Raw genomic sequence first — 23037 nt, forward strand, 5'->3', positions numbered from 1 at the left:
TTGCGGTGCTGAGGTATTAAACAAATGGACTACTATCTGAAGATACTCGGAGGAGGCAGAGAAGTTGGAAGATCTGCCATCGAGATCGGCAACAGTAACGGCAGCCTTGTGATGGATTACGGGGTTAACTTTGATTCGAACGACAACCCCAACTTTCCGTTGCAGGAGCTGCCGGGGAAAGTCAAAGGTTTTTTGGTCTCTCATGGGCATCTTGATCACGTAGGTGCTCTTCCAATTTATGAAATATCTACCCTGAAGAAGCCAATATACGGAACTCCAATGACTAAGGCCTTAGCTCATTTAATACTGCGAGATTTCGTAAAGCTTTCTGGACCTAAGATACCGTTCGAATGGGTAGAGGTTGATAAGGCTATTAAGAATTTCAATACAATTGAATTCGACAAGGAAGAGGAAATTGAAGGGTTTAAGGTTAGGATGACTAACGCGGGTCATATTCCTGGAAGTGCACAAATCCATATAATGACTGAGAAGATGAAGGTCACATATACTGGTGACATAAACACCGCAGATACGAAATTGATGAACCCCGCCAATCCAGACGATTTGAGGGATACTGACGTCCTCATTATGGAGGCAACATACGGTAGATTCAATCACCCTGGTAGGGAAAGCGTGGAAAAGGAGTTTTTGGATAAGGTTAAGGAAGTAATAGAAGGAGGAGGGACTGTTCTTGTTCCGGCGTTCAGTCTGAATAGAAGTCAAGAATTACTGTCTCTGTTCGCTTCCGTTGATTTTCCTTATCCAGTTTATTATGATGGAATGTCTAGGGAAATAACGGAAGTCATGCTTCAACACAAGGACTATCTACACAAACCAGAGCTTTTGAAGAAAGCTTACGACAGTTTCCATTACGTGAACGGATTTAACGAAAGGAAAAAGGTATGGAAAGACAAGGGAGTAATAGTTGCTAGTGCGGGAATGTTAAAGGGAGGACCAGCGGTGTATTATTACAAGAAGCTTGCAGAGGATTCAAAGAACGCGGTATTTCTGGTGAGTTACCAAGCACCTAGCACTCCTGGAAGGAAGCTCCTCGAGATTGGCAAGTTCGATGAGTTCTCACCTATGCTTAAAGCTAGGTTTGAGCTCTTTGATTTTTCCAGCCATTCAGGAAAGGCTGATCTGATGAAGCTAGTTAGGAGTGCAAAGAACCTCCAGAAGTTAATAATAGTTCACTCCTCCGCAGATAGCGCAGAGCACTTTGCAGCAGTAGTTAAAGAGGAAATAGGAGTAGACGTAATAGCTCCAGAGAACGGTCAGGAGATAAAGCTATGATATTGTTGATGATACATTCCTCCTTTTTTTCCTATGAAGTAAGGGAAAAAGCGATTAGTTCTGCGGAAGAGAATCCCATCAATGAATTTAAAGGAGAAAATGTGCTTGTAATCTTCATTTCGATTGAGGAAGGAGACGACTCAGACTTAGCGTTAAAGGCAATGGAATACATCATGGAGGACGTCGAAAAGGTTAAGCCCTCCATGGTGGTTCTATATCCTTATGCTCATCTATCCAATAAGCTAGCTAAACCTTCCGTTGCAGTTTCCCTGATGAAGGAGATAGAAAATTCTCTATCTGAAAAAATTAAGGTAATTAGAGCTCCTTTCGGATGGTATAAGGCGTTCACCATATCGTGTTACGGACATCCTTTGAGCGAGCTCTCCAGAAGGATCGGGAAAGAAGAGGATAACCCAGTTCACTTGATGAAACAATCAGAGGAGATAAAATATTGCGAGAAATTCGGATTTCCAAGTTCTCCCCACGCAACTTTTGTGCGGAATGCCGTATTGGAATGGGTAAAGAGCAAGGCTAGAGATATGGTAGTAGAAACGGTAGGAAATACCAAGCCTTCGCAAGGAGAGTTCTCGGTGAACTACTTTGAGGCGAAGGGTAAAATAATCCCATGCCTCAACGAGAACCCAAATATCATAGCGATTTACGGTGGGGTTATGGATATGGACGTTCCCTACTCCTTCCATGACTCGGCTAACAAGGTAGATGTGATCTTTAATGAAGGAGGAGTGACCAAGATTAACGTAAACGCGTTAACCTACTATTTCATGATTCAGAGCGTAAAAGACAAGGTGTATCCTACGTTACCCATGTGGATGAGCCCAATTCAAGTTAGAATACTTCCAGTAAAGAGGGACTTCATAGACGACGCGATTAGGATAGCTGGGGAATTGGAATCTAGGGACGTTAGAGTTGATATAGATGATTTAAACGATGGACTAGGCAACAAGATAAGGAGAGCTGGTAAGGAGTGGATACCCCTAGTTGGAATTCTGGGAGAGAGGGAAAGAAAAACTTCTTCTTTAACGGTGAAGATAAGGGAAGAGACCGAACAGAAGAGCCTTACCGTAGAGGAAATAGCCTCAATTGTTATGTCAGCAGATCAGTTAAAGCTGAAGAGGAAGCTTCCAATACTTTTATCACGTAGACCGAAGTTTGAATACTTGTGATAATTGAAGCCAGCGTTCCACTCAAGTTAACCCTCTTCGGCGAGCATGCAGTAGTTTATGGAAAGCCTGCCATAGCAGCTACCATATCTGAATTCCTTAAAGTTAAGGTAACTAAATCCGACAGATTCACCGTTGTTTCACCTTCGCTAAACCTCAAGGGAGTGAAGGTGAACCTAGACGATATGAAGGTCGAGAACGAGCAAGTTTCTAGATTACTTAATTATGTTAGCGAATCCATAAAGGCCGTTGGGAATGAACCCGTTAAAGTGGAGATAGAATCTCCCGTAGAACCTTCAGTAGGTTTGGGAACCAGCGCGGCCGTGATCGTTGGAACAATAGCAGCTTACTCCACCTTCCTTGGGAATCAGTTAACTAAAGAGGAGATAGCTATGAAAAGTCATGAGGTCGAACTTAAGGTACAAGGAATAGGAAGCAGAATGGACACATACGTTGAAAGCTTGGGCGGGATTATTCTATTTAATGGTAATAAGGAGGAAAGATTAGAGAGTAAACTTTCCTTTGTCTCTGGCTACTTCAAGAGATCCATGACCACGGCAGAAATGCTGAGGAAAGTAAAGGAATTCAAGGAGAAAAACAATAATCTATTCTCAAGGATAATAGATTCAATAGGGGATCTGGTGATGGAAGCTAAGGAATACATGGTCAATAATGATGAGGATGGAATTGGAAGGTTGATGTATGTCAATCATGGATTATTGTTCTCGATGGGGGTTACTGTTCCAGAGGTTGACGAGGTTATATCCAGAGCTAGGAACGTTGGAATAAAGGGTGCAAAGATAAGCGGAGGAGGAGCAGGCGGATCAGTTATAATGACTCCAGATCCTCCCTCGGCTTTTCTACTTAGATCGTTTGGAGCATATGTAATAAATGCATCATTTTCTGAAGGCGGAGTAACGATAAAGAGAATAAGATAATAATCTATATATATCTACTTTTCTTAGTGCGCATTCATCTTCTTTACGTTATTATTTTTTCTTTCTTTGATCCACGAATACCTGAAGCTTGTATCCAGTCCATATAGTCTCTCCAGGCTTTACCCACTCTATATCTACATTCTCTGGGTCTATTCCGATTCTCTGCCCTAACAACTTCTTCGCTTCTCTGTTATACTCATCAGTGACGGGTTTCCTACTTTCAATTCTTATCTTGAGTTTATCCATATTGTTGTCGTATATAAAGATGTTGAACATACCAGTCGTATCTGGTATTTCGTTCACTGCGTCCTCGACATATATTGGAAGAAGTAACTTTCCTTGAACTTTGAACATCCATTCTACTCTCCCTGGGATTGGTTCCACGAATCTCATGTGAGTTATTCCGAACTTTGGATCTGGATCCGTAATGAACTCATTCTTAACATAATCGCCGAGGCTATACCTAATTAAAGGCATGGTGAAGTGGTTCAGAAGTGTAGCAATAAGCTCTCCCCTCTCTCCTTCATTTGCGGGTTCGTCTGTCTTCGGATCAACTATGTCAAACATTTCGAGGTCTTCCCACACAACAAGCTGCCCTTCGGATCCTGGCACTTCCACAGCCATATGACCGTCGGTGGTTCCCCATACGCTTATTGCCAATTTAGCATTTGGATGTACTTGGAATAGCTTCTTTTTAGTATTCTCAGCGGCTGCTCCTCCATGAAGTAACAACACCTTAAACGGGCTCTCCCACCCTTCAAGTCTGGCTTCTTCACCTATGAGCCTTTGAAGCCAAGGGGTAGTGGCCATTACGTCTACCTTCCATAGCTTGAAGATTAGATTATGCCTCGACTTCCAGCTGAAATATGTCTCTCCTCCTCCAGCTATAGCAGTAGCACCGCACCTCCACATGGCAGCCTCCACAAGTGGTGGTCCCCAACTATAGAATCCGGACATGTTGAGATAATTGGCATATACAGTAGTTGGCTTCACGCTGGCAAACGTCCACAGATATCTAGCTTGAGCCTCCTCGAAATAGTCCAGCTCCAAAGCACCCCATCCCTGAAATGTAGGCATACCAGTTGAACCAGAGGTAGCACCTACGAATCTGATCCTTCTAGCTAGGTCAGGCACCATTATTGAACCGAAGGGAGGATTCTGCGACAGATCGTTTCTTAGTTCGTCCTTTCTGAGTATAGGTATTTTCACTATGTCCTTCCAGCTTTTGATCTGGTCTGGATCGAAACCTTTAGATTTCCAAAACTTTCTATAAAATTCCGAGTTTTCCCAGGCCCACTTAACTATTCTCTTTAGTCTAAAGCTCTTGACCTTATCTAGATCCTCCCTCTTCATAGTCATTACTTTCTGGTTCCATAGAACAGTGGAAGGATCCAGAGGGTAGTCGCGCCTTATAAAACCCTCATCTTTTAATTCTTTATGAATTTTCTCATATTCTTGCAGGGATGAACTCATATTGTCCGATGTCATATTTATTTAAAAAATTTAAACCTTCTTTCAATCTGGGAGAATTATACTTCTAAGGGCTTCTCCACGTTCTAACGACTCCACTGCCTCATTTATTTCCTCCAAGTGATAAGTCCCAGTAACAAGCTTAGTTGGATCATATTTTCCGTTCTTCACTAGTTCCATTAATCTTGGCATATCAACTCTAGGTCTACCTCCATAATTTCCTATCACTTGGATACCATTCCTCACTATCGTTGCTACCCTAAGTGGTATTTCCGCCGTAGCTGGAGGCAATCCAACTAGCACTACCCTTCCTCCTAGTCTAACGGAATCCAGAGCCATCTTTATTGTATCCTGAACTCCTGCTACCTCTATTATAGCATCTGGACCTCCATTGGTCATTTCCTTCAGGGCTTTCACTGCATCTGTTTCCTTAGAGTTTACGACGTCTGTCGCACCAAGTTCCATTGCCTTCTCCAGTTTCCACTTCTTAGTTCCTACCGCAATTATTCTCCCAGCTCCAGCTGCTTTGAGTAGCTGAATTGCGGAAAGACCTACTCCTCCAGCTCCAATTACGGCAACACTCTCTCCAGGCTCTAACTTCAGCGAGTCCACCGCACCATATCCAGTAAGTCCAGCACAGCCTAGAACTGCGCCCTTCTTGAGATCGATCTCTGGAGGTGCCACTGTAAGAGCGTTCTCGCTTACCTCAGCGTACTCTGCGAACCCGCCACCTAAGAAGAACCTTAAAGGGGTTCCGTCCTTGAAGTGGAGTCTGGAAGTTCCATCCATCATAAGTCCCTTAAGTCTAGTAGCTGAAAATACCTCACAAACGTTCTCGTGACCTGACACACAGTTTCTACATTTACCGCATGGATGAACGAAAGCAGAGATTATCCTATCACCTGGCTTAACTCTAGTAACTCCTGGACCGACTTCCTCCACAATCCCCGCAATTTCATGTCCCGCTATTACTGGTGGAGGAACTGGAGTCGCACCGACGAAGACGTTAACGTCAGAATGGCACATTCCCGTGGCTTCAACCTTTATTCTAACTTCGCCCTCCTTAGGAGGATCTAGCTCGATGTTATCCATTACTTTTAGGGGTTCCTTGTATTTGAAGAGAACAGCAGCTTTCATACTAAGAAAAGGTTTAAACTAATTTAAATCTCTGATCTTTTCCACGTTCCTTTACCTTCATACCTCTAAGAGCTGAATTTCTTATTGACATGGTGAGTCTTTCAACATTTTGATAATCTTAAGAAAAAGAAGAGCTTCTCAAATATCTTTATATTCTTACAAGAAAAAGGAAATGGAAGCAACTATATTATTTTTGTACATTATATATGCATATAAATAAAATACACATTTCTAAGCTCAGTTATAGGTTATCTTGAATAAATATCTCTTCTTTAAACAAGGACATATATGAATAAAATGTAAACAACTTACCTGCATACTACGGCATTAAATAGATCCTTATATTTTACCTTGTAACCTAGAAATTCCATAGCCTCTTCGGCGAACTCGCCATATTTTTTCTTTATCTCTTGAACGTCCTTGCCGTTAAAGTCCTCATTCCTCATTGCCTCAAACAAAGACTTCCTTACTGCGAATGTCTTCAGGACTACGTATTCAGGATATTCCTTCTCAACCAACGACTTCACTTCCTTTATTGTAGCTCCTTGTTCCTTGGCAATGTCCATCAATTTGACGTAATCTCCTTCTATCTCGATCTCCTCAAGTGCGGGTTTAGGCAAGTTCTGGTTGAGCCACCTATAGACCTTTGTAACGTCGACCTTCCTCTTGAAGGTTATCATGTCGGGGAAATTCATTTTCTCCCCTGCTAGTTCCTCGTCTACGAGTATCAGTACTTTCTCCTTTACGTTCTTGAGCTTGTGAACTTTTTCCTCAAGATACTCCTTCGTCCAAAATCCAACTATTTCTATGTAAAAGGAGTACTTTCCCTTCTTTACTGCGAAGTCTGGAACCATTACTCTTCCGCTACCGTCTTCCACCAGTAGGTAACCGGGCTCTCTGACTATCTCCCAATCCTTCGCTACCGTCTTGAAATCTTTATAGAAGTTTTCCTCCACTGAGCTATCAAAGGTTGTGTCTTGAGCCTTACGATCTACGAAAGGAAAATCTTCAATATTTACCTTATAAATTCTCTTCTTTAAGCCAACTACAACCTCAGCTTCTATTTTCCATCCATCATTCTTGACTATTTCAGGCAAGAGAAGAGCTAAGTTCCTTCCATATCTTTCGCTCAGCTTCAATAAGGTCATAGGTCCAATGAACTCCACAATGTTGTCCTTATAAGCGTAATACATTAGACCTAAGAGCTTTGAAAGTCTTATAACTTCCTTCCATCCTGATTTTATTTGAACCTTCATTCTAAAAGCTTTGAACAATATGGTTTGCAATAAGCTGAGATTGTACTTGCTCACAAGTTCATAAGGGGTTACCTTTGGAACCTTGGATATAATCATTTCATCCTTCATGTCAGAATACATGTATTCTATAGGGTCAACCTTGAACTTCTCCGAGCCTCCCTCAAGATCCTCTCCCTTTCCTCGTGGTCTATCACAGGACCCTTGCTGAAAAGAAACCTCCTTAATTCCGTAGGAGAAAACGAAGAAACCTTCTTCCCCTCTAAAACGCAAAGCCTAAGCATCACCGTGGCTAATCCCTTAACTAGCTTATAATCGTAAACCTTAGATAGCATCTTAATTTCTTCGCCTATCTCTGAAACCTTTTTGCCTTCCTTGAAGATCTCCATAACGTGATATGCCGCGTCCTCATCTGGTCTGGCAAAGAGAGGTATGATTTCCTCTCCCTTAACCTTAAACCTAGCAAGCTCATACTGTAGCATTTTTCCTCCTCCTAACGCTCAATCCGTGATCTGACGTGTTTTTAGTGACCAACTCTATAAGCAAAGCGCTCTTTCCTTCCTTCTTCCTAAGTATTCTACCTAGTCTTTGCAAAAACTGTCTTCTGGTTCCGTACCCAGCCATCATTATAGCCACGTTCGCGTCGGGTACGTCAACTCCTTCATCTAGCACGCTACTGGTAACAATGACTTTGTATTCTCCTTCCTTGAATCTCTTGAGGATGTCCTCCCTTTCGTCCTTGGGGGTCTTATACGTAATTGCAGGGATGAGAAATTCTCTAGATATTTTATAAGCCATGAACGTATCCCTGGTAAAGATTATCACCTTATCGTTAATCATGTTGCTTAGGATTTCCCTCAGTTTGTTCATTTTGCTTTCAGAGTTGACTGCAAGCCTCAAAGCTTCCTGCCATGCCAACAATGCCTCCCTACCTTCCTTCTCCCTTGAGGCTAAGTAAACTAGCTTCCTGAAATCCTTTAAGCTAGACATCTTGATCCTTTTCTTCCTAAGGTAGGAGTTCATCTTTTTCCTGAGTTCAGTGTAACGTTCTACCTCTTCCTCTTTTAATTCTACATATATTCTCTTAACCTCGAAGTCTGAAACATACTTTCCTTTAAGCTGATTAACGTCCATTCTGAATACAACTGGACCGACCAAGGAGGGGAGAACCCTATGTCTACCGTCTTCCCTTTCCGGAGTTGCTGTGAGTCCTAACCTATAAGGTGAAGCAAAGAGAAGCCCTATCTGTGAATACCCCTCCGAAGGCAAATGATGAACCTCGTCAAATATCAACATGCCGAACTTGTTGCCTAAGCCCTCAGCCCTAGTATAAGCAGAGTCATAGGTGATGACAGTTATTCCCCTTATATCGTCCTCCCCGTTGCCTATTATTCCGGGTTTTGTTCCCAGAACGTTCTCCACGGATTTAGCCCATTGATATAGTAAATCCACTGTTGGTACCACTATCAAAGTGGAGATCTTGGTCTTAGAAATAGCAGCAAGACCTACCATGGTCTTCCCAGCTCCCGTTGGGAGTACAACTATTCCTCTACCTTTCTTAGACCACGCCTCTATAGCCTTCCTTTGATAGTCCCTCAGGCTCTCTACTTCTTTAACTTTAGGAAACGGAACTAGGTTTAGAACGTCGTCTTTATATTCAATCTCTGATTCCTGAAAGTAATTTAAAACGAGGGGATAGTTCTTCGCATATCCGATATAGCATTTTGCCCTCTCGTTCCATTCGAGTTGAGGAGCGTAGATATCTGACATCAAAAGTCCTTTGGAATACCTTAAGTAAGCCACTAGAGAATTTATACATCATTGAAAATAAACGATTCCCCCTCTAAACCCGTAATACCAGAAAGTCCTCTATGACTTTTGAGAGCTCCCCTATCTGATGTCCGGCAGGAGAGTGCTTCATCCCTGGTATTATGACAAAATTACAAGAGTTTCCTTTCAACATGTCGCACATTTTCCTTCCGTGGTCAAGAGGAACGATCTCGTCCTTTTCTCCATATATTAACAATACTTTAGAGTTAACTAATTGATTAGCGTAATTTATTGGAGATGTCTTGTCTAGGTTTTTAAGTACAGATAAATCCTTGTAGAGACGACTTTGTACCGTTCCTTCCTCAAACATGGAAAGGTATTCCAATTGCATATTCCTATCAGTAGGAGAGGAAACCGCTATGACATACTCTGCTTTCATCAAGGACCCCAGGATGAGAGCTGCAGTCCCACCTCGTGAATGCCCAGCTACGCATTCATATCTATCGTCCTTGAAACGCAAGACTATCTCTTCAACCTCCTGCTCTACGTATGGTGCATTTACCTCAGCGAACTTAGAAATGGGTTCCGTAAGCCAACGTATTTTCTCTGGAGACGAGTTTTTACCATGTAAAACTAAACATTTCATGTTGTTAAAGAAACCGAAATCAATTAAATAGACTTACTCTCCCTACGTTTCCTTCCTACATAAAATTCATTAAGGTTAGATAGCCTTTCAAATTCCTCGTCATGAATTGTTTCGAAGCCTGATATCTCCATCTCCTCCTTCAGCTCTCCTGGATAATAAAGCCTGAAATACCTCTCTCCAGACGAAGTTGATTTAACGAAGGACATTCTTACGTTGGAACTCCAAATGGTGGCCATGATCATTCCTCCTTCTTTGAGAACTCTCTTAGCCTCATGGATAGCTGTCTTCGTGTCATCCAAGTGATGTAGAGAAGCCATATAAAGCAAGGTGGAAAATGATTCGTCCCTGAAAGGGAGGAACTCCATGTCTGCGTTCACCAAAAAGTTGCATCCATGTTCCCGAGCGTCTGTTAGTTGTTTAACAGATATGTCTAGGCATATAACTTCACGTAGAATTTTGCAGTTCTGCCCTCCTCCGCATCCAACGTCAAGAAGTGGAGGTTCAGGTGAAAAATCTAGTATCCTTAAAAAGGGTTTCCTTCTATATGTTATCTTATTATACGCTTCAACAAGCTTTCTCTTAGTCTCCCAGTTCATGTTTCATGGAGGCTTTACGTCTACTGCTGCTACTGGACACACGTTTACACAAGCCATGCAGAATATACAAGCTTGTTCGTTTATCGGGAAGGCTTTCTTCTCTGAGGCCGGATGACCGGGTGTGTCTAACCATTGAAACACGTTAACTGGACACGCGTTTATGCATGAGCCGTCTGCTATACATAAGTCGAAGTCTACACCTACAATAGTCCCCCAAATTCCAAGTTTTGTGGGAGGCTCATATGTGCCGTATATCTTCACACCTTGTTCCTCCTTGACCACAGGAAGGGACCTGTAGTTCGGATCTATTCCCATATAGGTTAACCCATGTGATTTTTGTGGATCTATATTTAAGACTTATGTGAAAGGGCTAGAATGTGTTATTGAAAATGATTGCCGAATTAAAAAACAGATGGAGATTAAATGATGGTTTAAACATTACGATAACGATTTGCACATGTAAGGTCCTTCCTTAGAGTAACCCTGCCTCCTATAGTATTCCCTAGCCCCTATGCCGGATAGAACAGCTATCTTTTTCCTATCGAACTCAAGTGAGATCCTTTCAGCCTCATTCAACAAAGTTCTCCCGTAACCCTTATGCTGGAAGGAGGCTTCGTCTACTATAGGACTTCCGTCCACTGGAACCTCAGCACCGTAGACGTGAAGTTCTCTAACTACGGAAGTTTTATCGTCAATCTCCTTTCTGTGAGACTTATAGGGTATTCTCAATCTAAGGTAACCCACCAATATTCCCTTGGAATCCTCTAGAGAAATGAAGACTTCAATCCCTTTGCTAGCTTCATATTTCCTGACTACGACCTCTGGCTCTTCTAACTTCCCCCTGCCATGAATAAAGGATACTCCCACTTCCCTATACCTTATTTCTTTGATGTTTATTCCCTTTCTTTCAGCTTCCTTTTCTACCATTTCCCTTAGGTTTCCCTTCCTATTACCAGCTACAATTATGTTAGCTGGTATATCCCTTTGGACTCTCATGACTCTGACCCAAGGCGGTATATATCTATACATTTCCGATATTAGATCAACGAGAGTGTCACTGTCGTATGGTTGATACTCCTCTTTTTTCCATAGCTCTGCTAAAGGAGAACTCTCAACTACTAAAGTTGGATATATTTTTAACATGTCAGGCATGAAATCATGGTTTGTCATTATTTCCTTGAACGACTCTAGATCCTTGTCTGGATCAGAACCTGGCATGCCTAACATAACGTGATAAACTACCTTGAATCCCGAATCCTTCAATATTCTAGTGGATTCAACGGAGTCTCTTGTGGTGTGTCCTCTGTTGCTCTTTAATAAAAGTTCATCGTGGGTAGTTTGAACTCCAAGTTCTACCTTGGTTGCCCCGAGCTTCAGTGCCATGTTGGCATGAACTTCCTTTCCCCAATCGGGCTTAGTTTCCACGGTCATTCCGACGCATCTAACCCTAGAAGTCTCATTTCTCTCCTGGGCGTCTTCTAGGTAGACGAAACCAGGCTTCTCCCTGGAAGGAAACCTATTCATTGCCTCTATGGCTTGAGATACAAACCATTCCTGGTAATCCAAGTCAGTAGAAAGGAAAGTTCCCCCCATTATGATTAACTCCACCTTGCTTGGTACATGACCTAGAGACACGTATTGTGAAAGTCTAGAGTTCACCTGAAGATATGGATGATAATTATTTTCTATTGCTCTCATTAGGGTTGGTTCCCTTCCGTAGTAACTCTGCGGAGTTCCGTAATCTACACCACCAGGGCAAAAAATACACTTACCGTGAGGGCATCTATGCGGATGAGTCATTATGGAAACTATTGTAACTCCAGACATCAGTCTCGACATCTTTCTAATCATTACATCACCTTAGAATCAAATTCAAATGAGAAATCAGTTCCAGCCCACGCCTTAGATACGTCCTTATGGGAAATTTTCACCTTATGACCTGGGCTCTGTCCTATTTTCAACTTCAGTTCCTTCAGTCTGCCTTCCCTTGAGATAGTTAGAGATAGCTCTTTAGAATCCATCTTAGCGATTAAATCCGAAGCCTTCCCGTTGACGCTTACAATCTTATCATTGGGACAAAGTCCACACAAATCCGCTGGAGACCCGTCCTCAACGAAAGCTACAGTATCACCGTCCATGATTAAGCCTAGAAATGGCTTTCCTTTATCTGTTAACTCTACGCTTATAAAGTCCTTCAAAGCTTCCACAATCTCTCTAGAAGGCCTATTTGCCAAGGTTAAATCAACGTTATACCCAGTGAAAACTTCCTCCAAGTCTTGGAATGTGTATTCTCGCGGTATTTCCTTAAATATATCCTCTATCTTTGAACCAGCCTTGAACAGTGAAAGGTCTATCAGGAGCCCCATCAGGAGACCTCCGTCGTAATAAGAAACCGCAGAGTTGGGAAAGTTCTCGTCCCTCCTGTAATATTTTATCCACGTAGTGAGGGACGACTCAGATAGGCTCATTTCTCCTCCATTGAATGTAAGAGGGTAAATTGCACTGGCTATCCTTTTAAGGAACTCTGAAATGGGAATAGCTTTACTGGTCCACGAAGACTTGTAGGCTATGTAATCAGTTACTCCCTCGGCGAACCATAAAAGGGTAGTATAACTCTCCTTTTCATAGTTCAATTCAAGGTCCTTAGGTTTGAGATACTTAACGTTTAGTCTGTGGAAATATTCATGTGCAAAGAGCGTAGTCAAGGAGTTTACGTCTGCATTCCACGACGCAACTATAGATGAAGAGTCCCTATGCTCTATTCCACCTTTAGGTAAGGTGGAAAATCTAAAGTAAAAGAGGTATTTATGCGACGTGATTGAATGGTTCACAGAATTAATAATTTTGTCCTCATCCTTTACCACCTTCCTTACTCTCTCTATCAGATCGTCGTTTAACTCGTCTATGGTAGAAATCGAGTGCCCTTCGTCGATTTCATATTCTTTCAAGTAAGGAGATGCCTGAAAACTTGAGTCCGCCAGTTCGTGATAGCTGTCAGCGCAATAAGCTCCCCCTCTCTCCTTCAACGTTGTATGAAGTTTCCACCCTTCTGGCAAGGAAAACTCAACGCAGTATTCTTCGTCGAAGAGTTGGAAAGGAAAGACTGCTGGTCCGTTAATGAAAAGGTAGTCGCTAGTCGATACGGCCTCCCTTTGATCGTTACTCATAGCATAAACCTTATATGAGAACTTTTCCCTTACATTGAACTTGTTCTTGGATATCCTGTATCCTTCAATCTGAACTACGTTTCTCTCAAGTTCCCTAAGAATGTAGGAGCCAGGCAGCCAAACCGGGAAAGTAACATTTCCTTCTACGCCTTCGGCTTCAACTTTTATGTACCTATGTGAGGGCTTTACTTTAAAGTACATTATGAGACATGTTCTTGTTCCCTCTTAATACTTTCCTCACCGCTTACTTCCTCCAACGATCTACCTTTTGCTTCAGGTATGAGCTTCAATGCAATGATTGAAGAGACAAGAGCTATTGTGGAGTAAACTCCCACTAACACTCCTAGTCCGAAGCTTGATAGTAAAAGAGGAAAACTTGTTATGCTTAAGGCTGAGGCTAGCCTATCTACTGCGACGGAGATTGACTGTGCCCTTCCTCTTATCTTGGTAGGTACTAGCTCCGGGGTTATCATTGCTGAGCCTATTACAGACGCTGGACCAAGTGCTGAGGAGAAATAATTTAAGAGGTAAAATGTGAATCCAAGAAGGGCAGCCTCTCCGACCAGAGTTTTACTTATGTTTGATATACCGAAAACAGATGGTCGAGTCAGAAGGATAGCGTACATTCCTAACCATAATGCAACTCCGGCGTAACCTATTGTTATCATCTTTCTCCTCCCTATCTTGTCTATTAAGAAAATGCAAACTATTTGCCCCGGTATTCCTGCTATGAATTGTGCAGCATACACGAACTCCACCGGTGTCAATCCTAGATTTGAGGCTATTGTAATGGGCCCGTAAAGGCTGAAGGTAGATGAGTACATGTCGTAAAGTAACCATAACAGTGAAGAGAAAATTATAACGACTAAGCTTCTCTTGAACCAGAACGATGAAGGATTTCTATCAACCATAGTTTCTACCTTGAAGCCAGTCTCAGACTTTATCCTCTCCAGTTCCCTTGGATCTGATCTAACTCTGGAAGCAAACCTGACGGTCTCAGTAATTTTCCTCCTAAAAACGATTACCGCCGCTGTGGGGATTGCCCCCAATGAAAGGACTAGCCTCCACAGAATGGATCCATTAATTCCGAGATAGGATAGAACCTGATAAGAGAACGCAGAAAGTACTGCGCCAATACCCCACATAAAGGCGAAAGTTATAACCATCAATTTACCTCTATCTTTCGCATTGGAGTTCTCTGACACTATCACAGGAGATAAAACGTAATCCGCCCCAACTCCTAGTCCTATTAATGCTCTAGTTAAGAATAGCTGATCAAAGTTTCCAACGAAGAATTGAGATATTTCCCCTATTGTCATGAGGGTTACATCTATGCCGTAAAGAGCTTTTCTACCTAACTTATCTGAAAGAAAGCCCAAAAGAAGCGAGCCTATCACAGCACCGTAATAGGTTCCAGCTATCACTGCACCTAGCTCTATAGAGGAAAGGTTCAGATACTTCTGAATGAGGAACGCTGTAATTGACACTGAATACAAGTTGTATCCATCCGCTAAGACTCCAGCTCCTCCTACTAAGACGCTCTTAACTTGAAACTTACTAATTCCCCTGTTATCTATTTCATCGAACACAAACTTAGTAAATACTAACATTTTAAAAACTTGAGTTAATACTTAATATGTAGTTATGCGAACTTTTATTCCTAATCTCACTTAGCATTTTAATGGAGGGAGTAATTTTCGATCTAGATGGCACTCTCGCTAACACGGCTTTACTTCACAAGAAGGCATGGGAAATAGCCCTGAATAGAATTGGCGAAAAACCAACCTTTGACATCACTATACTTCTGGGCAGAAAGACAATTGACATAGCAAAGATTCTAATAGGTGAAGATAGAGCTGACACTTTAGCCTCGTTGAAAACCGAAATATACAATTCGCTTATAAAGGAGGAAGCTAAACCAACTGAATGTGCTAAGGAATTAGTAAATAAATTGAAGGATAATGGAATCAAGGTTGCAGTTGTTACTTCGTCTAAGAGGATATCAGCGGAGGAAGTCCTAAGAATTATAGAGATATCTCCACACACGTTAGTTACAAACGACGATGTTAACATGGGAAAGCCACATCCAGAGCCGGTTCTAAAGGCCCTTAATATCATGAAAGTAAAACCTACCAACGTGATAGGCATAGGCGATACAGCCTACGACATAATTGCTTACAATTCAGCAGGACTTAACAAGTCATTTTTGCTCAGGGGTGACGTTCCTCTAAATAAGGAGTTACTATCTTCTTTTATTTACCATGAGATAGACTCCCTTTGTGACTTGATGACTACGAGCAGAATATAAAAAATAATATCTTTTGTTATTTAATAATTTTATTTTATTTTAACAGCATTTAGAGTAGTTTTTCATAAATAATGAGTGAAAACTTATTAACTTTTACGAGAACAAGCTATCAGGTGTAACATTTTGGGACTAGCTGTTCCAACAGATGTTTTAATAGTTGTTGTAGTGGCTGTATTGGTACTTTTCGGCTCAACTAAGATTCCTGAGTTCTTCAGGTCTTTAGGAAAAGCAACTGGAGAATTTAAGAAGGGAAAACTAGAATCTGAACTAGAGGCAGAGGAAATATTAAAGTCTAAGCAGAATCCTAACGTTAACGTACAGAACAACCAGAATCAGATATCTAAAGAGGATCTAGAAAGGCAAATAAAACAACTTCAAGATCAATTAGATCAGCTAAAGAAGCAGAACCAAGGTCAATAATATACATTAACAGCATGTGGGAAAATCACATGCAAGAATAGTATGAAAGATTAATAATATATGTGTAAATATATTATTTTTATTGTTTATTTTCGAAAAATGTTAGGGGAGGTAAAATGCTGGGAAATCTAGATGATTTAATAGTAGTAGTCGTAGTTGGAATATTATTATTAGGAGGTGTTAAGAATCCTCACAAGGTAGCAAGAGATGTAGGTAAGACTATAAACGAGATGAAGAACGTTCAGAGGCAATTCAGTGAAGAGCTAAAAAGGGAAATAGACAAATCCCTTGAAGAGCCTGACCAAGACGTAAAAAGCACAGTTCAAGATCTTGAGAAAAGAATCAAGGAGCTCCAGGATGAGCTGGAGAGGTTGAAGAATGGCAGCAACGAAGAATGAAGAAAAACAAAAGGAAACTCCCCTTCTTGATCATCTAAAGGAGTTAATGTATAGAGTTAGGAGGATAGTTATATCTCTGGGTATAGCCTTCTTCATATTTTTCGGATTCGGAATAAAGGATATCACCTGGGACGGGTTCACTTTTCCTATACTATATCCAAGCATATTTGATAGTGTATCTGTTGAATTAACGAGAGTGTTCATATATGATGAGTTGCCTAAACAAATGAAGCTATTACCAATAAATCCATTTGATCCAATATTTTCGTCTATTACCATTTCCATGTTTCTTGCCACGTTCTTCACTATGCCCATCATAGTGAGGGAGATATGGGCATTCGTTTCTCCTGGACTTTATGAAAGGGAGAAAAGAGTTATAAAATGGTTTCTAGCTCCCTCGTTCATTCTTTTCGCTGCTGGTGCTTCTTTTGCTTATTTTGTACTCATACCCTTTATGTTAAGGTTCGTAATACTTTACGTTAATGAGTTCGGAGGATCAGTACTACCTACCCTAGGTTTGAAGTCGTTCATCAGTTTAATAATGACCATGCTTTTCGTCACCGGAATTTCTTTTGAATTCCCCTTAGTCATGGACGTCTTAACCTATATAGGCGCTGTTAAAGCTTCAACTTGGAAGAAGAACTGGAGATGGGGTGTTTTAGGAGCTTTCATTATAGCTTGGATAATTTCCCCTGGAACTACAGGAGGAGTAATTGAGACTGTTATAGGTCTCATTTTATCTGCTCTCTTCTTTGTGGGAGTTGCAGGAGCATACTTAATTGAAAGAAACCAGAGTAAAAAGAAGGAGAAAGAATTAAGGGAATTACAAAGTAGGCTCAAGTAAAAATCTTTTTTATAAAACACTAATAATTTTTCTGATGCAACAATAGCATCAGATTCGGAGATACTTATTTCTTTATTCTAGTTAATGTTCTTTTTGCGCTTGATTTTAAGTTATCACTAAACACAAAATTTTAACATAAGGAGGAATCCGTTTAAGTTTAATCATATCATTTACATAACGAAATGAACAAGGAATTGGAAAGGAAAATAGCATATTGGAGATGTAGAAACAAGTCTGCAATTTTTATTGCTAAAACTCTAAATATTTCTTGTGAGGATGTATGGAGAACCGTGAAAGATTGGAAGATTAAAACACAGAATTACTTGAGCTCCATTAATAACGATCAAGAAAGCGTAATCGTCCCAGATATTACGGGGCTCTTGAAAAGAAGTGATCTAACTCGTGAATATGCCGAAAGGTTACTTTCAGATAAGAACGTAATTAACTATATAACATTAAGTAAAAACGACAATCATAATAGATATATGGACTGTATAAGATATCATATCTTACTCTTGAAGGGTTAAGGTCTCCTTTTTACCTCTTCCCACTTCCCTTTAATCTTCACTTCCTTTCCATCCCTAGCTACCACTTCACCTTCCCTTATAACAAACCTAGGAGGTTCCATGAACCTAAGTAGATCTTCAGGAAATTCGGCGTTTGTTAGAAGAAGGTTAGCTGGTTTACCTTCCTCTATACCGTACGAGGTCCTCCACGCCCTTGCAGCGTTATATGTAATAAAGGATAGGCTTTCCCTAATTTCCCTCCAATTCATCTGATCTAGATGAATTGCCATGAAGAGCGGCTGTAACATATTTCCAGATCCAAGGGGATACCAAGGATCCATGATGCAATCTTGTCCCAGAGCTACGTTGACGCCAAAGGACTTCATAAGCTTGAGTGGTGCCATCCCTCTCCTCTTAGGATATCCGTCCATTCTTCCCTGCAACATAACATTAATTAAGGGATTAGCAATCACCGTCACGCCTGACTCAGCTACTTTTGGAAGTATCCTTCTAACGTAATTTTGATCCCAGCTATGCATTGCAGTTACATGACCCGCAGTTACTCTTCCTTCCCATTTGTATTCCCTAGTGTACTTAACTACCGCCTCCAAAAACCTGGAGTTTGGATCATCGGTTTCATCCACATGTCCGTCAATATCCATGTTTCTCTCCCTAGCTAATCGGAAAGCAAACTCCACTGATCTTACTCCATCTTCTCTGGTTATCTCGGCATGGGGTATCATACCCACGTTATCTACGTAGTCTAATGACTTCCTGAGAATCTCATCGTTGCCCTTATCAGTGAATACTCCATCCTGGGGGAACGCGGTGAGCTGAACATCAACTAAGCCCTTGAACTCCTCCTTGACTTTCATCAAAGCTCTCAATAGCTTAAGCGATCTTTCTGTCACATCAACGTGGGATCTAACCCAAAGGGTTCCTTGAGACAACATTAACTTTAACGCAGTGTATGCCCTCCTCTCCACATCTTCCTCTGTTGTTTTTTGCTTCATTTCCCTCCACTTCTCTATACCCTCCCAAAGGGTACCGCTTTCATTTTCTCCTCCGATAAAGACACTATCAAGATGGAAGTGCATGTTGAAGAAGGGTGGGATTACCAGACGTCCTTGCGCATCTAATACTTCACCTTGTGGAGGACATTGGTCCCTCACACAAGTGAATTTACCTTCCTCTACGTTTATCTCTACTTTCTTTCCGTCAATTAAAACTGCATTCTTAATTTTCATATGTTGAAGTAACGCGTAAAAGAAAAAGCTTTTATAACTGGATAGGCTATCCAACTCCATGGAATTTAGGGCAGTCCTAGCAGTTATGTTCGTGATAATAGGGATATCTGCAACGTTAGGCATAATGGAGTTATCCTCCAGCTTCCACGTTGCAAACTATGTGGAGAAAGGAGAATATTACCCAATTTTGGTTAAGGACGGATTGGGACAAGAGGTTGAAATAAGTCAATTCCCAAGCAGGATAGTTAGCCTAGCTCCTAGTGATACCCAAATATTAGTGTCTTTGGGACTAGGTAAGTACATTATCGGAGTTGACTGTTATTCGTATCAACTATTGACCGAATTGAACCAAACGTCTCTGATTAAAAACGCTCACGTAATAACTAACATATATCCTTTGAACGTAACTGGAGTCAAGCTGATTAATCCCTCAATAGTGGTCGCTGATGCAGGTCTTGAGGGATCAGATTACAACAAACTTGAGAGCGCAGACCTGAAAACTTTTTTCGTAAGAGGTGACTTAGACGTAAACTTCCACCAAATAGAGGATGACGTTATGACCACAGCTACGGTATTTAATATGGTACCTCATGGAGAAAAAGTAGTTTCATGGATGAATGAAAAGGTAGATCAGTTTTCCTCCAATCAAACATTGGGCTCCATGGCTTACGTTCTGTTCCTCTGTCAAGATTACACTTTCTATACGGTAGGAGGAAATACCTTCATAACTAACATAATGTATCATGCAGGCGCAACTAATGTTTTCGCCTCTCAGTCTGGATATCCGTTGGATCATATATCTCAGCTTATAGAAGACAATCCAGATGTAATTGTATTTGCTGAGATGTATAACGCATCTTACACGCAACATATGATTGAATCTATGCTGAATCAATATCCCGCTCTGCATAACGTGACCGCATTTAAGCAAGATAGAATCTACATCTTAGACCAGGGCCTGCCAGTCTCCATAATAAATGAGCCAGCACCACTATCAGTATACGGCATAGAGATATTCCACGATATCATGGAAGGAACTGCTCCCAAGGTAATAAACCAGACTTGGGTAGAGAGTGAGCTCAATGCAACGTTACCAGTTTTCTGAAGTAGTTTTCGTTCTCCTTTTATTTATACTAGAGGGAGTTTCAGCCTTTGCATCCTTAGTTCTAGGTGCAGTTTATATTTCTCCTTCCCTCTTTGAGATGAGTCCTTACTCTTTCATTATTTATTCTATAAGGATACCTACTACCATATCTACATCAATGATAGGAGCTGACTTGGCACTAAGCGGGCTCGTATTACAAATGCTCCTCAGAAATCCCGTAATGGACCCATACGTGAGCGGGACGGCTTCTGGAGCTGGCTTCGGTGCTGTGCTTTCGTACGTTCTTCTAGCGTTCAGCTTCCCCGTCCTTCTTGTTGAGGAGATTTCTCCTTTCTTAGCATTCTTTTTCTCTATGATTGCAACCTTGCTTACACTTGCGATAAGTAAGAAGGGAGACACTTACTCCCTTGTAATTGGAGGAATTGTAATATCCTACCTTTTCTCCGCACTGATTATAGTAGGGGAGTTAGCAATTTCAAAGGTTACTCCTCAAGTACCTTCCCTTCTGTTCTTCCTATTTGGGGAAATAGACGATGTCAGTTGGACCGATACGATGATCCTGATAAATGCCACTTTAATACTTTCCTATTTTACATACACGCTGGGAAGGAAAATAGACGTTTTAACCTTGAGCGACGAGGTATCCTTAAGCAAGGGTATAAATCCTAGACGTTACAGATTCCTTATAATAGGCTTGGTGAGTGCAGTTGTTAGCATAGACGTTTCAATAGGTGGAATAATAGGCTTCCTGGGAGTAATTAGCCCTCATATAGTAAGGGGAATCATAGGAGGAAGGTCAACTTCCTCTCTTGTGCTTCCAGTTTCTTTGTTAGGAAGCTCAATTCTGCTTTTATCTAATGTAATCTCAAGGGGAGCTTTGGGCTTTTCCATACCTTTAACTGCAGTCACTTCCTTGATTGCAGTGCCAGTGATAACTTCAATATTAAGGAGGGGTGGTTCTAACGCTGATTAAGGGATTAAACGTTGATCTTCAAGGCAAGAGAATCTTAAATGACGTTAGTGTAACTTTCGTAAAAGGTTTAAACGTCATCCTTGGACCAAACGGCTCAGGGAAGACTACGCTTTTACGTTCAATAATAGGTATGATAAAATCCCAAGGTAAGATAGAAGTTAAAGGGAAAATGGGATACTCTCCAGCAGAGTTCTTTCCATCTCCCATGAGGGTAATAGACGTTATGATGTCTGGAACTAACCTCAAGAGAGATCATTACATTGAATATCTTAAACTAGGAGGAATGGAGAGATACGAGCTCAGACAATTCTCGACCTTAAGCTCGGGCGAGAAGAGGATGATATTGATATTGAAGGCTTTCGCAGAGGGTGACACAGTGATAATGGACGAGCCTTTATCTAATCTAGACGCAAGGAATCAGGTTAAGGTTATGAAAATGATGAGGGACAGTGAAAAAGTAGTGATAGCAACCTCTCACGACGTGGAGCTCGCCACTTTAGCTAGACAAGTGATTTTGATAAAAAACGGGAGGGTGATTGATCAAGGGGAACCCTCCATGATACTAACTGAGGAGAAGGTGTCTTCTCTTTATGACGTTAAGGTCAAGAGAATATCCTTGGGTGAAAGAGTAATATTCGTGAAGGAATTAATAGATATATGAAAAAAGTCTCAGCTCCCTTCGCGGGACCCATCTCGTTCCCTCTTCTCGTAGCTGAGGATAGAGGTATCATGAAAGATTACAAGCTATCTAATTCCTGTCAAGATACTGAACTGGGGAACATAGTTCTAGATTCAATAACTAACATATGGAAGGCTCATGGATATACCGTGAAGTCGGGAGTCTACATTAGAATGTATTCAATCATAGGTGATAAGAGGTCTCAAAAGATATACACTGTAAGGAAAGGGACCTTGGCTGATTACAACGCTAGATTATTAGCGTTACACATGGGGAAGGAAGTAGTAAATGCAACCCCAGAGGAAGTACTTAGAATGTCAAAGAAAGGATTTGCAGGTATAGTAGGAAACGAAGTAGCATTAGGAGAACCACTAGAGGAAGAGTTTCAGAGAATGGGTATTTTAGTACCTTCTTGTTTTATTGCCTTTAAAGAAGAAGACGAGAACCTCCTGAAGATTTACGACGAGGGAATCAGAATTATGAGGGAAGAGCCAGACCTAGCATCTTCGGTAATCTCAGAGAAATCCAAGTATTACGAAAAGGACACTATGAGGAAGATAATCTCGTTCTATAACCACAAAAGGACGGAAAATACTCAAGATTTGAAAAAAGCGTTAGAAGTATACTCCAAGGTTGAGACGTCGGTTATTAAGATAAGAATAATATAGTATAATCCCACAACGCTCTAGATACCTTATGTGTGAACTCGTTAGCTTTATACATGATTTAGGCAAAACTTCTACAATAACTCTAGCTACTTTAGGTTAATTATAATTATAAGCTAGAGTTAAAATGAAAAGTTTGTAATTAATATCTATATAACGATTGCATTGTTTTGGTTTAAAAATGTCTTATATACTATTCCCAATTATGACTTAGCATATAAATAGCATTTTCCAGAATTGGCAATTATAAGTTTTATGAAATGGAGGAAGCTGATTTAGATAACTTAACATCTTACTAGAGTTAGTTACTAATACTTTAGTTACTAATAATTGAAGAAGTTAAGTCAAAGAAGCTAGACAAAACTCCCTAAGGGCTATCCTCAAGCTTTAAATTCAGTAAAGTAAAATAACTTCAATGAAAGTTGAAATTAATGGAAATAT

22 protein-coding genes and 1 pseudogene are annotated in these 23037 nt (G+C 40.9%); 12 read left to right on the plus strand and 11 right to left on the minus strand.

Annotated elements, in window-relative coordinates; translation table 11 throughout:
• The first annotated feature begins 24 nt into the window (after positions 1 to 24).
• From RQ359_RS02305 to mvk, 3 genes are read left to right on the plus strand one after another with little or no spacing between them, the layout of a single operon-like run.
• Complete coding sequence (locus RQ359_RS02305) at positions 25 to 1293, plus strand: MBL fold metallo-hydrolase (RefSeq protein WP_156016170.1); 1269 nt, start codon at positions 25 to 27, stop codon at positions 1291 to 1293.
• Positions 1290 to 2477 (plus strand): threonyl-tRNA synthetase editing domain-containing protein, encoded by a 1188-nt coding sequence (locus RQ359_RS02310; protein ID WP_156016169.1) that lies wholly within the window; start codon positions 1290 to 1292, stop codon positions 2475 to 2477. The genes RQ359_RS02305 and RQ359_RS02310 overlap by 4 nt, the downstream gene beginning before the upstream one ends.
• Positions 2474 to 3412, plus strand: coding sequence for a mevalonate kinase (gene mvk / locus RQ359_RS02315; protein WP_054838081.1), 939 nt, complete (start codon positions 2474 to 2476; stop codon positions 3410 to 3412). Before RQ359_RS02310 ends, mvk begins: the two co-directional genes overlap by 4 nt.
• A gap of 51 nt (positions 3413 to 3463) precedes the next feature.
• Here the strand turns inward: mvk and RQ359_RS02320 are convergent, their stop codons facing one another.
• The 10 genes and pseudogenes from RQ359_RS02320 to RQ359_RS02365 all read right to left on the minus strand — a co-directional run bounded on the left by RQ359_RS02320 (position 3464) and on the right by RQ359_RS02365 (position 15061).
• A complete protein-coding gene (locus RQ359_RS02320) occupies positions 3464 to 4885 on the minus strand; it encodes an acyl-CoA synthetase family protein (RefSeq protein ID WP_156016168.1) in 1422 nt (473 codons plus the stop codon).
• 42 nt (positions 4886 to 4927) lie between these two features.
• Positions 4928 to 6019: a zinc-binding dehydrogenase gene (locus tag RQ359_RS02325; protein WP_156016167.1), complete on the minus strand. Its 1092-nt coding sequence runs from the start codon at positions 6017 to 6019 to the stop codon at positions 4928 to 4930.
• Between the two features lie 308 nt (positions 6020 to 6327).
• Positions 6328 to 7754: pseudogene (locus tag RQ359_RS02330) on the minus strand (DUF790 family protein).
• On the minus strand, positions 7741 to 9075 hold the full coding sequence (locus RQ359_RS02335; protein WP_157042940.1) for a DEAD/DEAH box helicase family protein: 1335 nt from the start codon (positions 9073 to 9075) through the stop codon (positions 7741 to 7743). The pseudogene RQ359_RS02330 and the gene RQ359_RS02335 overlap by 14 nt, the downstream one beginning before the upstream one ends.
• Positions 9076 to 9115: 40 nt before the next feature.
• Entirely contained in the window at positions 9116 to 9688 is a 573-nt protein-coding gene (locus RQ359_RS02340; RefSeq protein ID WP_054838079.1) for an alpha/beta hydrolase family protein, read from the minus strand.
• A 23-nt stretch (positions 9689 to 9711) separates the two neighbouring features.
• On the minus strand, positions 9712 to 10284 hold the full coding sequence (locus tag RQ359_RS02345; RefSeq protein WP_054838078.1) for a class I SAM-dependent methyltransferase: 573 nt from the start codon (positions 10282 to 10284) through the stop codon (positions 9712 to 9714).
• 3 nt (positions 10285 to 10287) lie between these two features.
• A complete protein-coding gene (locus RQ359_RS02350) occupies positions 10288 to 10599 on the minus strand; it encodes a 4Fe-4S dicluster domain-containing protein (protein ID WP_054838077.1) in 312 nt (103 codons plus the stop codon).
• Positions 10600 to 10722: 123 nt separating this feature from the next.
• Positions 10723 to 12135: an elongator complex protein 3 gene (locus tag RQ359_RS02355; protein WP_156016166.1), complete on the minus strand. Its 1413-nt coding sequence runs from the start codon at positions 12133 to 12135 to the stop codon at positions 10723 to 10725.
• On the minus strand, positions 12135 to 13652 hold the full coding sequence (locus RQ359_RS02360; RefSeq protein WP_156016165.1) for a M61 family metallopeptidase: 1518 nt from the start codon (positions 13650 to 13652) through the stop codon (positions 12135 to 12137). Before RQ359_RS02360 ends, RQ359_RS02355 begins: the two co-directional genes overlap by 1 nt.
• Positions 13652 to 15061, minus strand: a complete 1410-nt coding sequence (locus RQ359_RS02365) for an MFS transporter (RefSeq protein ID WP_156016164.1) — start codon at positions 15059 to 15061, stop codon at positions 13652 to 13654. Before RQ359_RS02365 ends, RQ359_RS02360 begins: the two co-directional genes overlap by 1 nt.
• A 71-nt stretch (positions 15062 to 15132) precedes the next feature.
• Here RQ359_RS02365 and RQ359_RS02370 point away from each other — a divergent pair, with 71 nt between their 5' ends.
• The 5 genes from RQ359_RS02370 (at position 15133) to RQ359_RS02390 (ending at position 17948) form a co-directional block, all read left to right on the plus strand.
• The gene (locus RQ359_RS02370; RefSeq protein ID WP_054838076.1) at positions 15133 to 15759 is read left to right on the plus strand and encodes an HAD family hydrolase; all 627 of its coding nucleotides are present in this window, start codon (positions 15133 to 15135) and stop codon (positions 15757 to 15759) included.
• 123 nt (positions 15760 to 15882) lie between these two features.
• Positions 15883 to 16179, plus strand: a complete 297-nt coding sequence (locus RQ359_RS02375; RefSeq protein ID WP_054838075.1) for a twin-arginine translocase TatA/TatE family subunit — start codon at positions 15883 to 15885, stop codon at positions 16177 to 16179.
• Between the two features lie 116 nt (positions 16180 to 16295).
• Entirely contained in the window at positions 16296 to 16577 is a 282-nt protein-coding gene (locus RQ359_RS02380; RefSeq protein ID WP_054838074.1) for a twin-arginine translocase TatA/TatE family subunit, read from the plus strand.
• Positions 16558 to 17421: a twin-arginine translocase subunit TatC gene (tatC, locus tag RQ359_RS02385; protein WP_054838073.1), complete on the plus strand. Its 864-nt coding sequence runs from the start codon at positions 16558 to 16560 to the stop codon at positions 17419 to 17421. Before RQ359_RS02380 ends, tatC begins: the two co-directional genes overlap by 20 nt.
• Positions 17422 to 17603: 182 nt before the next feature.
• A complete protein-coding gene (locus RQ359_RS02390) occupies positions 17604 to 17948 on the plus strand; it encodes a hypothetical protein (protein ID WP_054838072.1) in 345 nt (114 codons plus the stop codon).
• Here RQ359_RS02390 and RQ359_RS02395 read toward each other — a convergent pair.
• Positions 17945 to 19174 (minus strand): amidohydrolase family protein, encoded by a 1230-nt coding sequence (locus tag RQ359_RS02395; protein ID WP_054838175.1) that lies wholly within the window; start codon positions 19172 to 19174, stop codon positions 17945 to 17947. The two genes, RQ359_RS02390 and RQ359_RS02395, sit on opposite strands and share 4 nt — an antisense overlap.
• Positions 19175 to 19232: 58 nt before the next feature.
• Here RQ359_RS02395 and RQ359_RS02400 point away from each other — a divergent pair, with 58 nt between their 5' ends.
• The 4 genes from RQ359_RS02400 to RQ359_RS02415 are packed head-to-tail and all read left to right on the plus strand — an operon-like array spanning position 19233 to position 22599.
• Positions 19233 to 20279, plus strand: a complete 1047-nt coding sequence (locus RQ359_RS02400; protein WP_156016163.1) for an ABC transporter substrate-binding protein — start codon at positions 19233 to 19235, stop codon at positions 20277 to 20279.
• Positions 20257 to 21252, plus strand: a complete 996-nt coding sequence (locus tag RQ359_RS02405; RefSeq protein ID WP_054838069.1) for a FecCD family ABC transporter permease — start codon at positions 20257 to 20259, stop codon at positions 21250 to 21252. The genes RQ359_RS02400 and RQ359_RS02405 overlap by 23 nt, the downstream gene beginning before the upstream one ends.
• Entirely contained in the window at positions 21233 to 21913 is a 681-nt protein-coding gene (locus RQ359_RS02410; RefSeq protein WP_338116941.1) for an ABC transporter ATP-binding protein, read from the plus strand. Before RQ359_RS02405 ends, RQ359_RS02410 begins: the two co-directional genes overlap by 20 nt.
• Positions 21910 to 22599 (plus strand): DUF3834 domain-containing protein, encoded by a 690-nt coding sequence (locus RQ359_RS02415; RefSeq protein WP_156016162.1) that lies wholly within the window; start codon positions 21910 to 21912, stop codon positions 22597 to 22599. Before RQ359_RS02410 ends, RQ359_RS02415 begins: the two co-directional genes overlap by 4 nt.
• The last annotated feature ends 438 nt before the right edge of the window (positions 22600 to 23037 follow it).

Origin of the sequence: Sulfuracidifex metallicus DSM 6482 = JCM 9184 (genome assembly GCA_032834875.1) — an archaeon.
Taxonomy (GTDB): Archaea; Thermoproteota; Thermoprotei_A; order Sulfolobales; family Sulfolobaceae; genus Sulfuracidifex; species Sulfuracidifex metallicus.

Coding starts and splice junctions, on each gene's coding strand:
- RQ359_RS02370 (WP_054838076.1), top strand. CDS start 15,133: ATGGAGGGAGTAATTTTCGATCTAGATGGCACTCTCGCTAACACGGCT.
- RQ359_RS02355 (WP_156016166.1), bottom strand. CDS start 12,135: ATGATTAGAAAGATGTCGAGACTGATGTCTGGAGTTACAATAGTTTCC.
- RQ359_RS02395 (WP_054838175.1), bottom strand. CDS start 19,174: ATGAAAATTAAGAATGCAGTTTTAATTGACGGAAAGAAAGTAGAGATA.
- RQ359_RS02345 (WP_054838078.1), bottom strand. CDS start 10,284: ATGAACTGGGAGACTAAGAGAAAGCTTGTTGAAGCGTATAATAAGATA.
- RQ359_RS02400 (WP_156016163.1), top strand. CDS start 19,233: ATGGAATTTAGGGCAGTCCTAGCAGTTATGTTCGTGATAATAGGGATA.
- RQ359_RS02405 (WP_054838069.1), top strand. CDS start 20,257: ATGCAACGTTACCAGTTTTCTGAAGTAGTTTTCGTTCTCCTTTTATTT.
- RQ359_RS02380 (WP_054838074.1), top strand. CDS start 16,296: ATGCTGGGAAATCTAGATGATTTAATAGTAGTAGTCGTAGTTGGAATA.
- RQ359_RS02340 (WP_054838079.1), bottom strand. CDS start 9,688: ATGAAATGTTTAGTTTTACATGGTAAAAACTCGTCTCCAGAGAAAATA.
- RQ359_RS02310 (WP_156016169.1), top strand. CDS start 1,290: ATGATATTGTTGATGATACATTCCTCCTTTTTTTCCTATGAAGTAAGG.
- RQ359_RS02365 (WP_156016164.1), bottom strand. CDS start 15,061: ATGTTAGTATTTACTAAGTTTGTGTTCGATGAAATAGATAACAGGGGA.
- RQ359_RS02305 (WP_156016170.1), top strand. CDS start 25: ATGGACTACTATCTGAAGATACTCGGAGGAGGCAGAGAAGTTGGAAGA.
- RQ359_RS02325 (WP_156016167.1), bottom strand. CDS start 6,019: ATGAAAGCTGCTGTTCTCTTCAAATACAAGGAACCCCTAAAAGTAATG.
- RQ359_RS02415 (WP_156016162.1), top strand. CDS start 21,910: ATGAAAAAAGTCTCAGCTCCCTTCGCGGGACCCATCTCGTTCCCTCTT.
- RQ359_RS02320 (WP_156016168.1), bottom strand. CDS start 4,885: ATGAGTTCATCCCTGCAAGAATATGAGAAAATTCATAAAGAATTAAAA.
- RQ359_RS02360 (WP_156016165.1), bottom strand. CDS start 13,652: ATGTACTTTAAAGTAAAGCCCTCACATAGGTACATAAAAGTTGAAGCC.
- tatC (WP_054838073.1), top strand. CDS start 16,558: ATGGCAGCAACGAAGAATGAAGAAAAACAAAAGGAAACTCCCCTTCTT.
- RQ359_RS02350 (WP_054838077.1), bottom strand. CDS start 10,599: ATGGGAATAGATCCGAACTACAGGTCCCTTCCTGTGGTCAAGGAGGAA.
- RQ359_RS02390 (WP_054838072.1), top strand. CDS start 17,604: ATGAACAAGGAATTGGAAAGGAAAATAGCATATTGGAGATGTAGAAAC.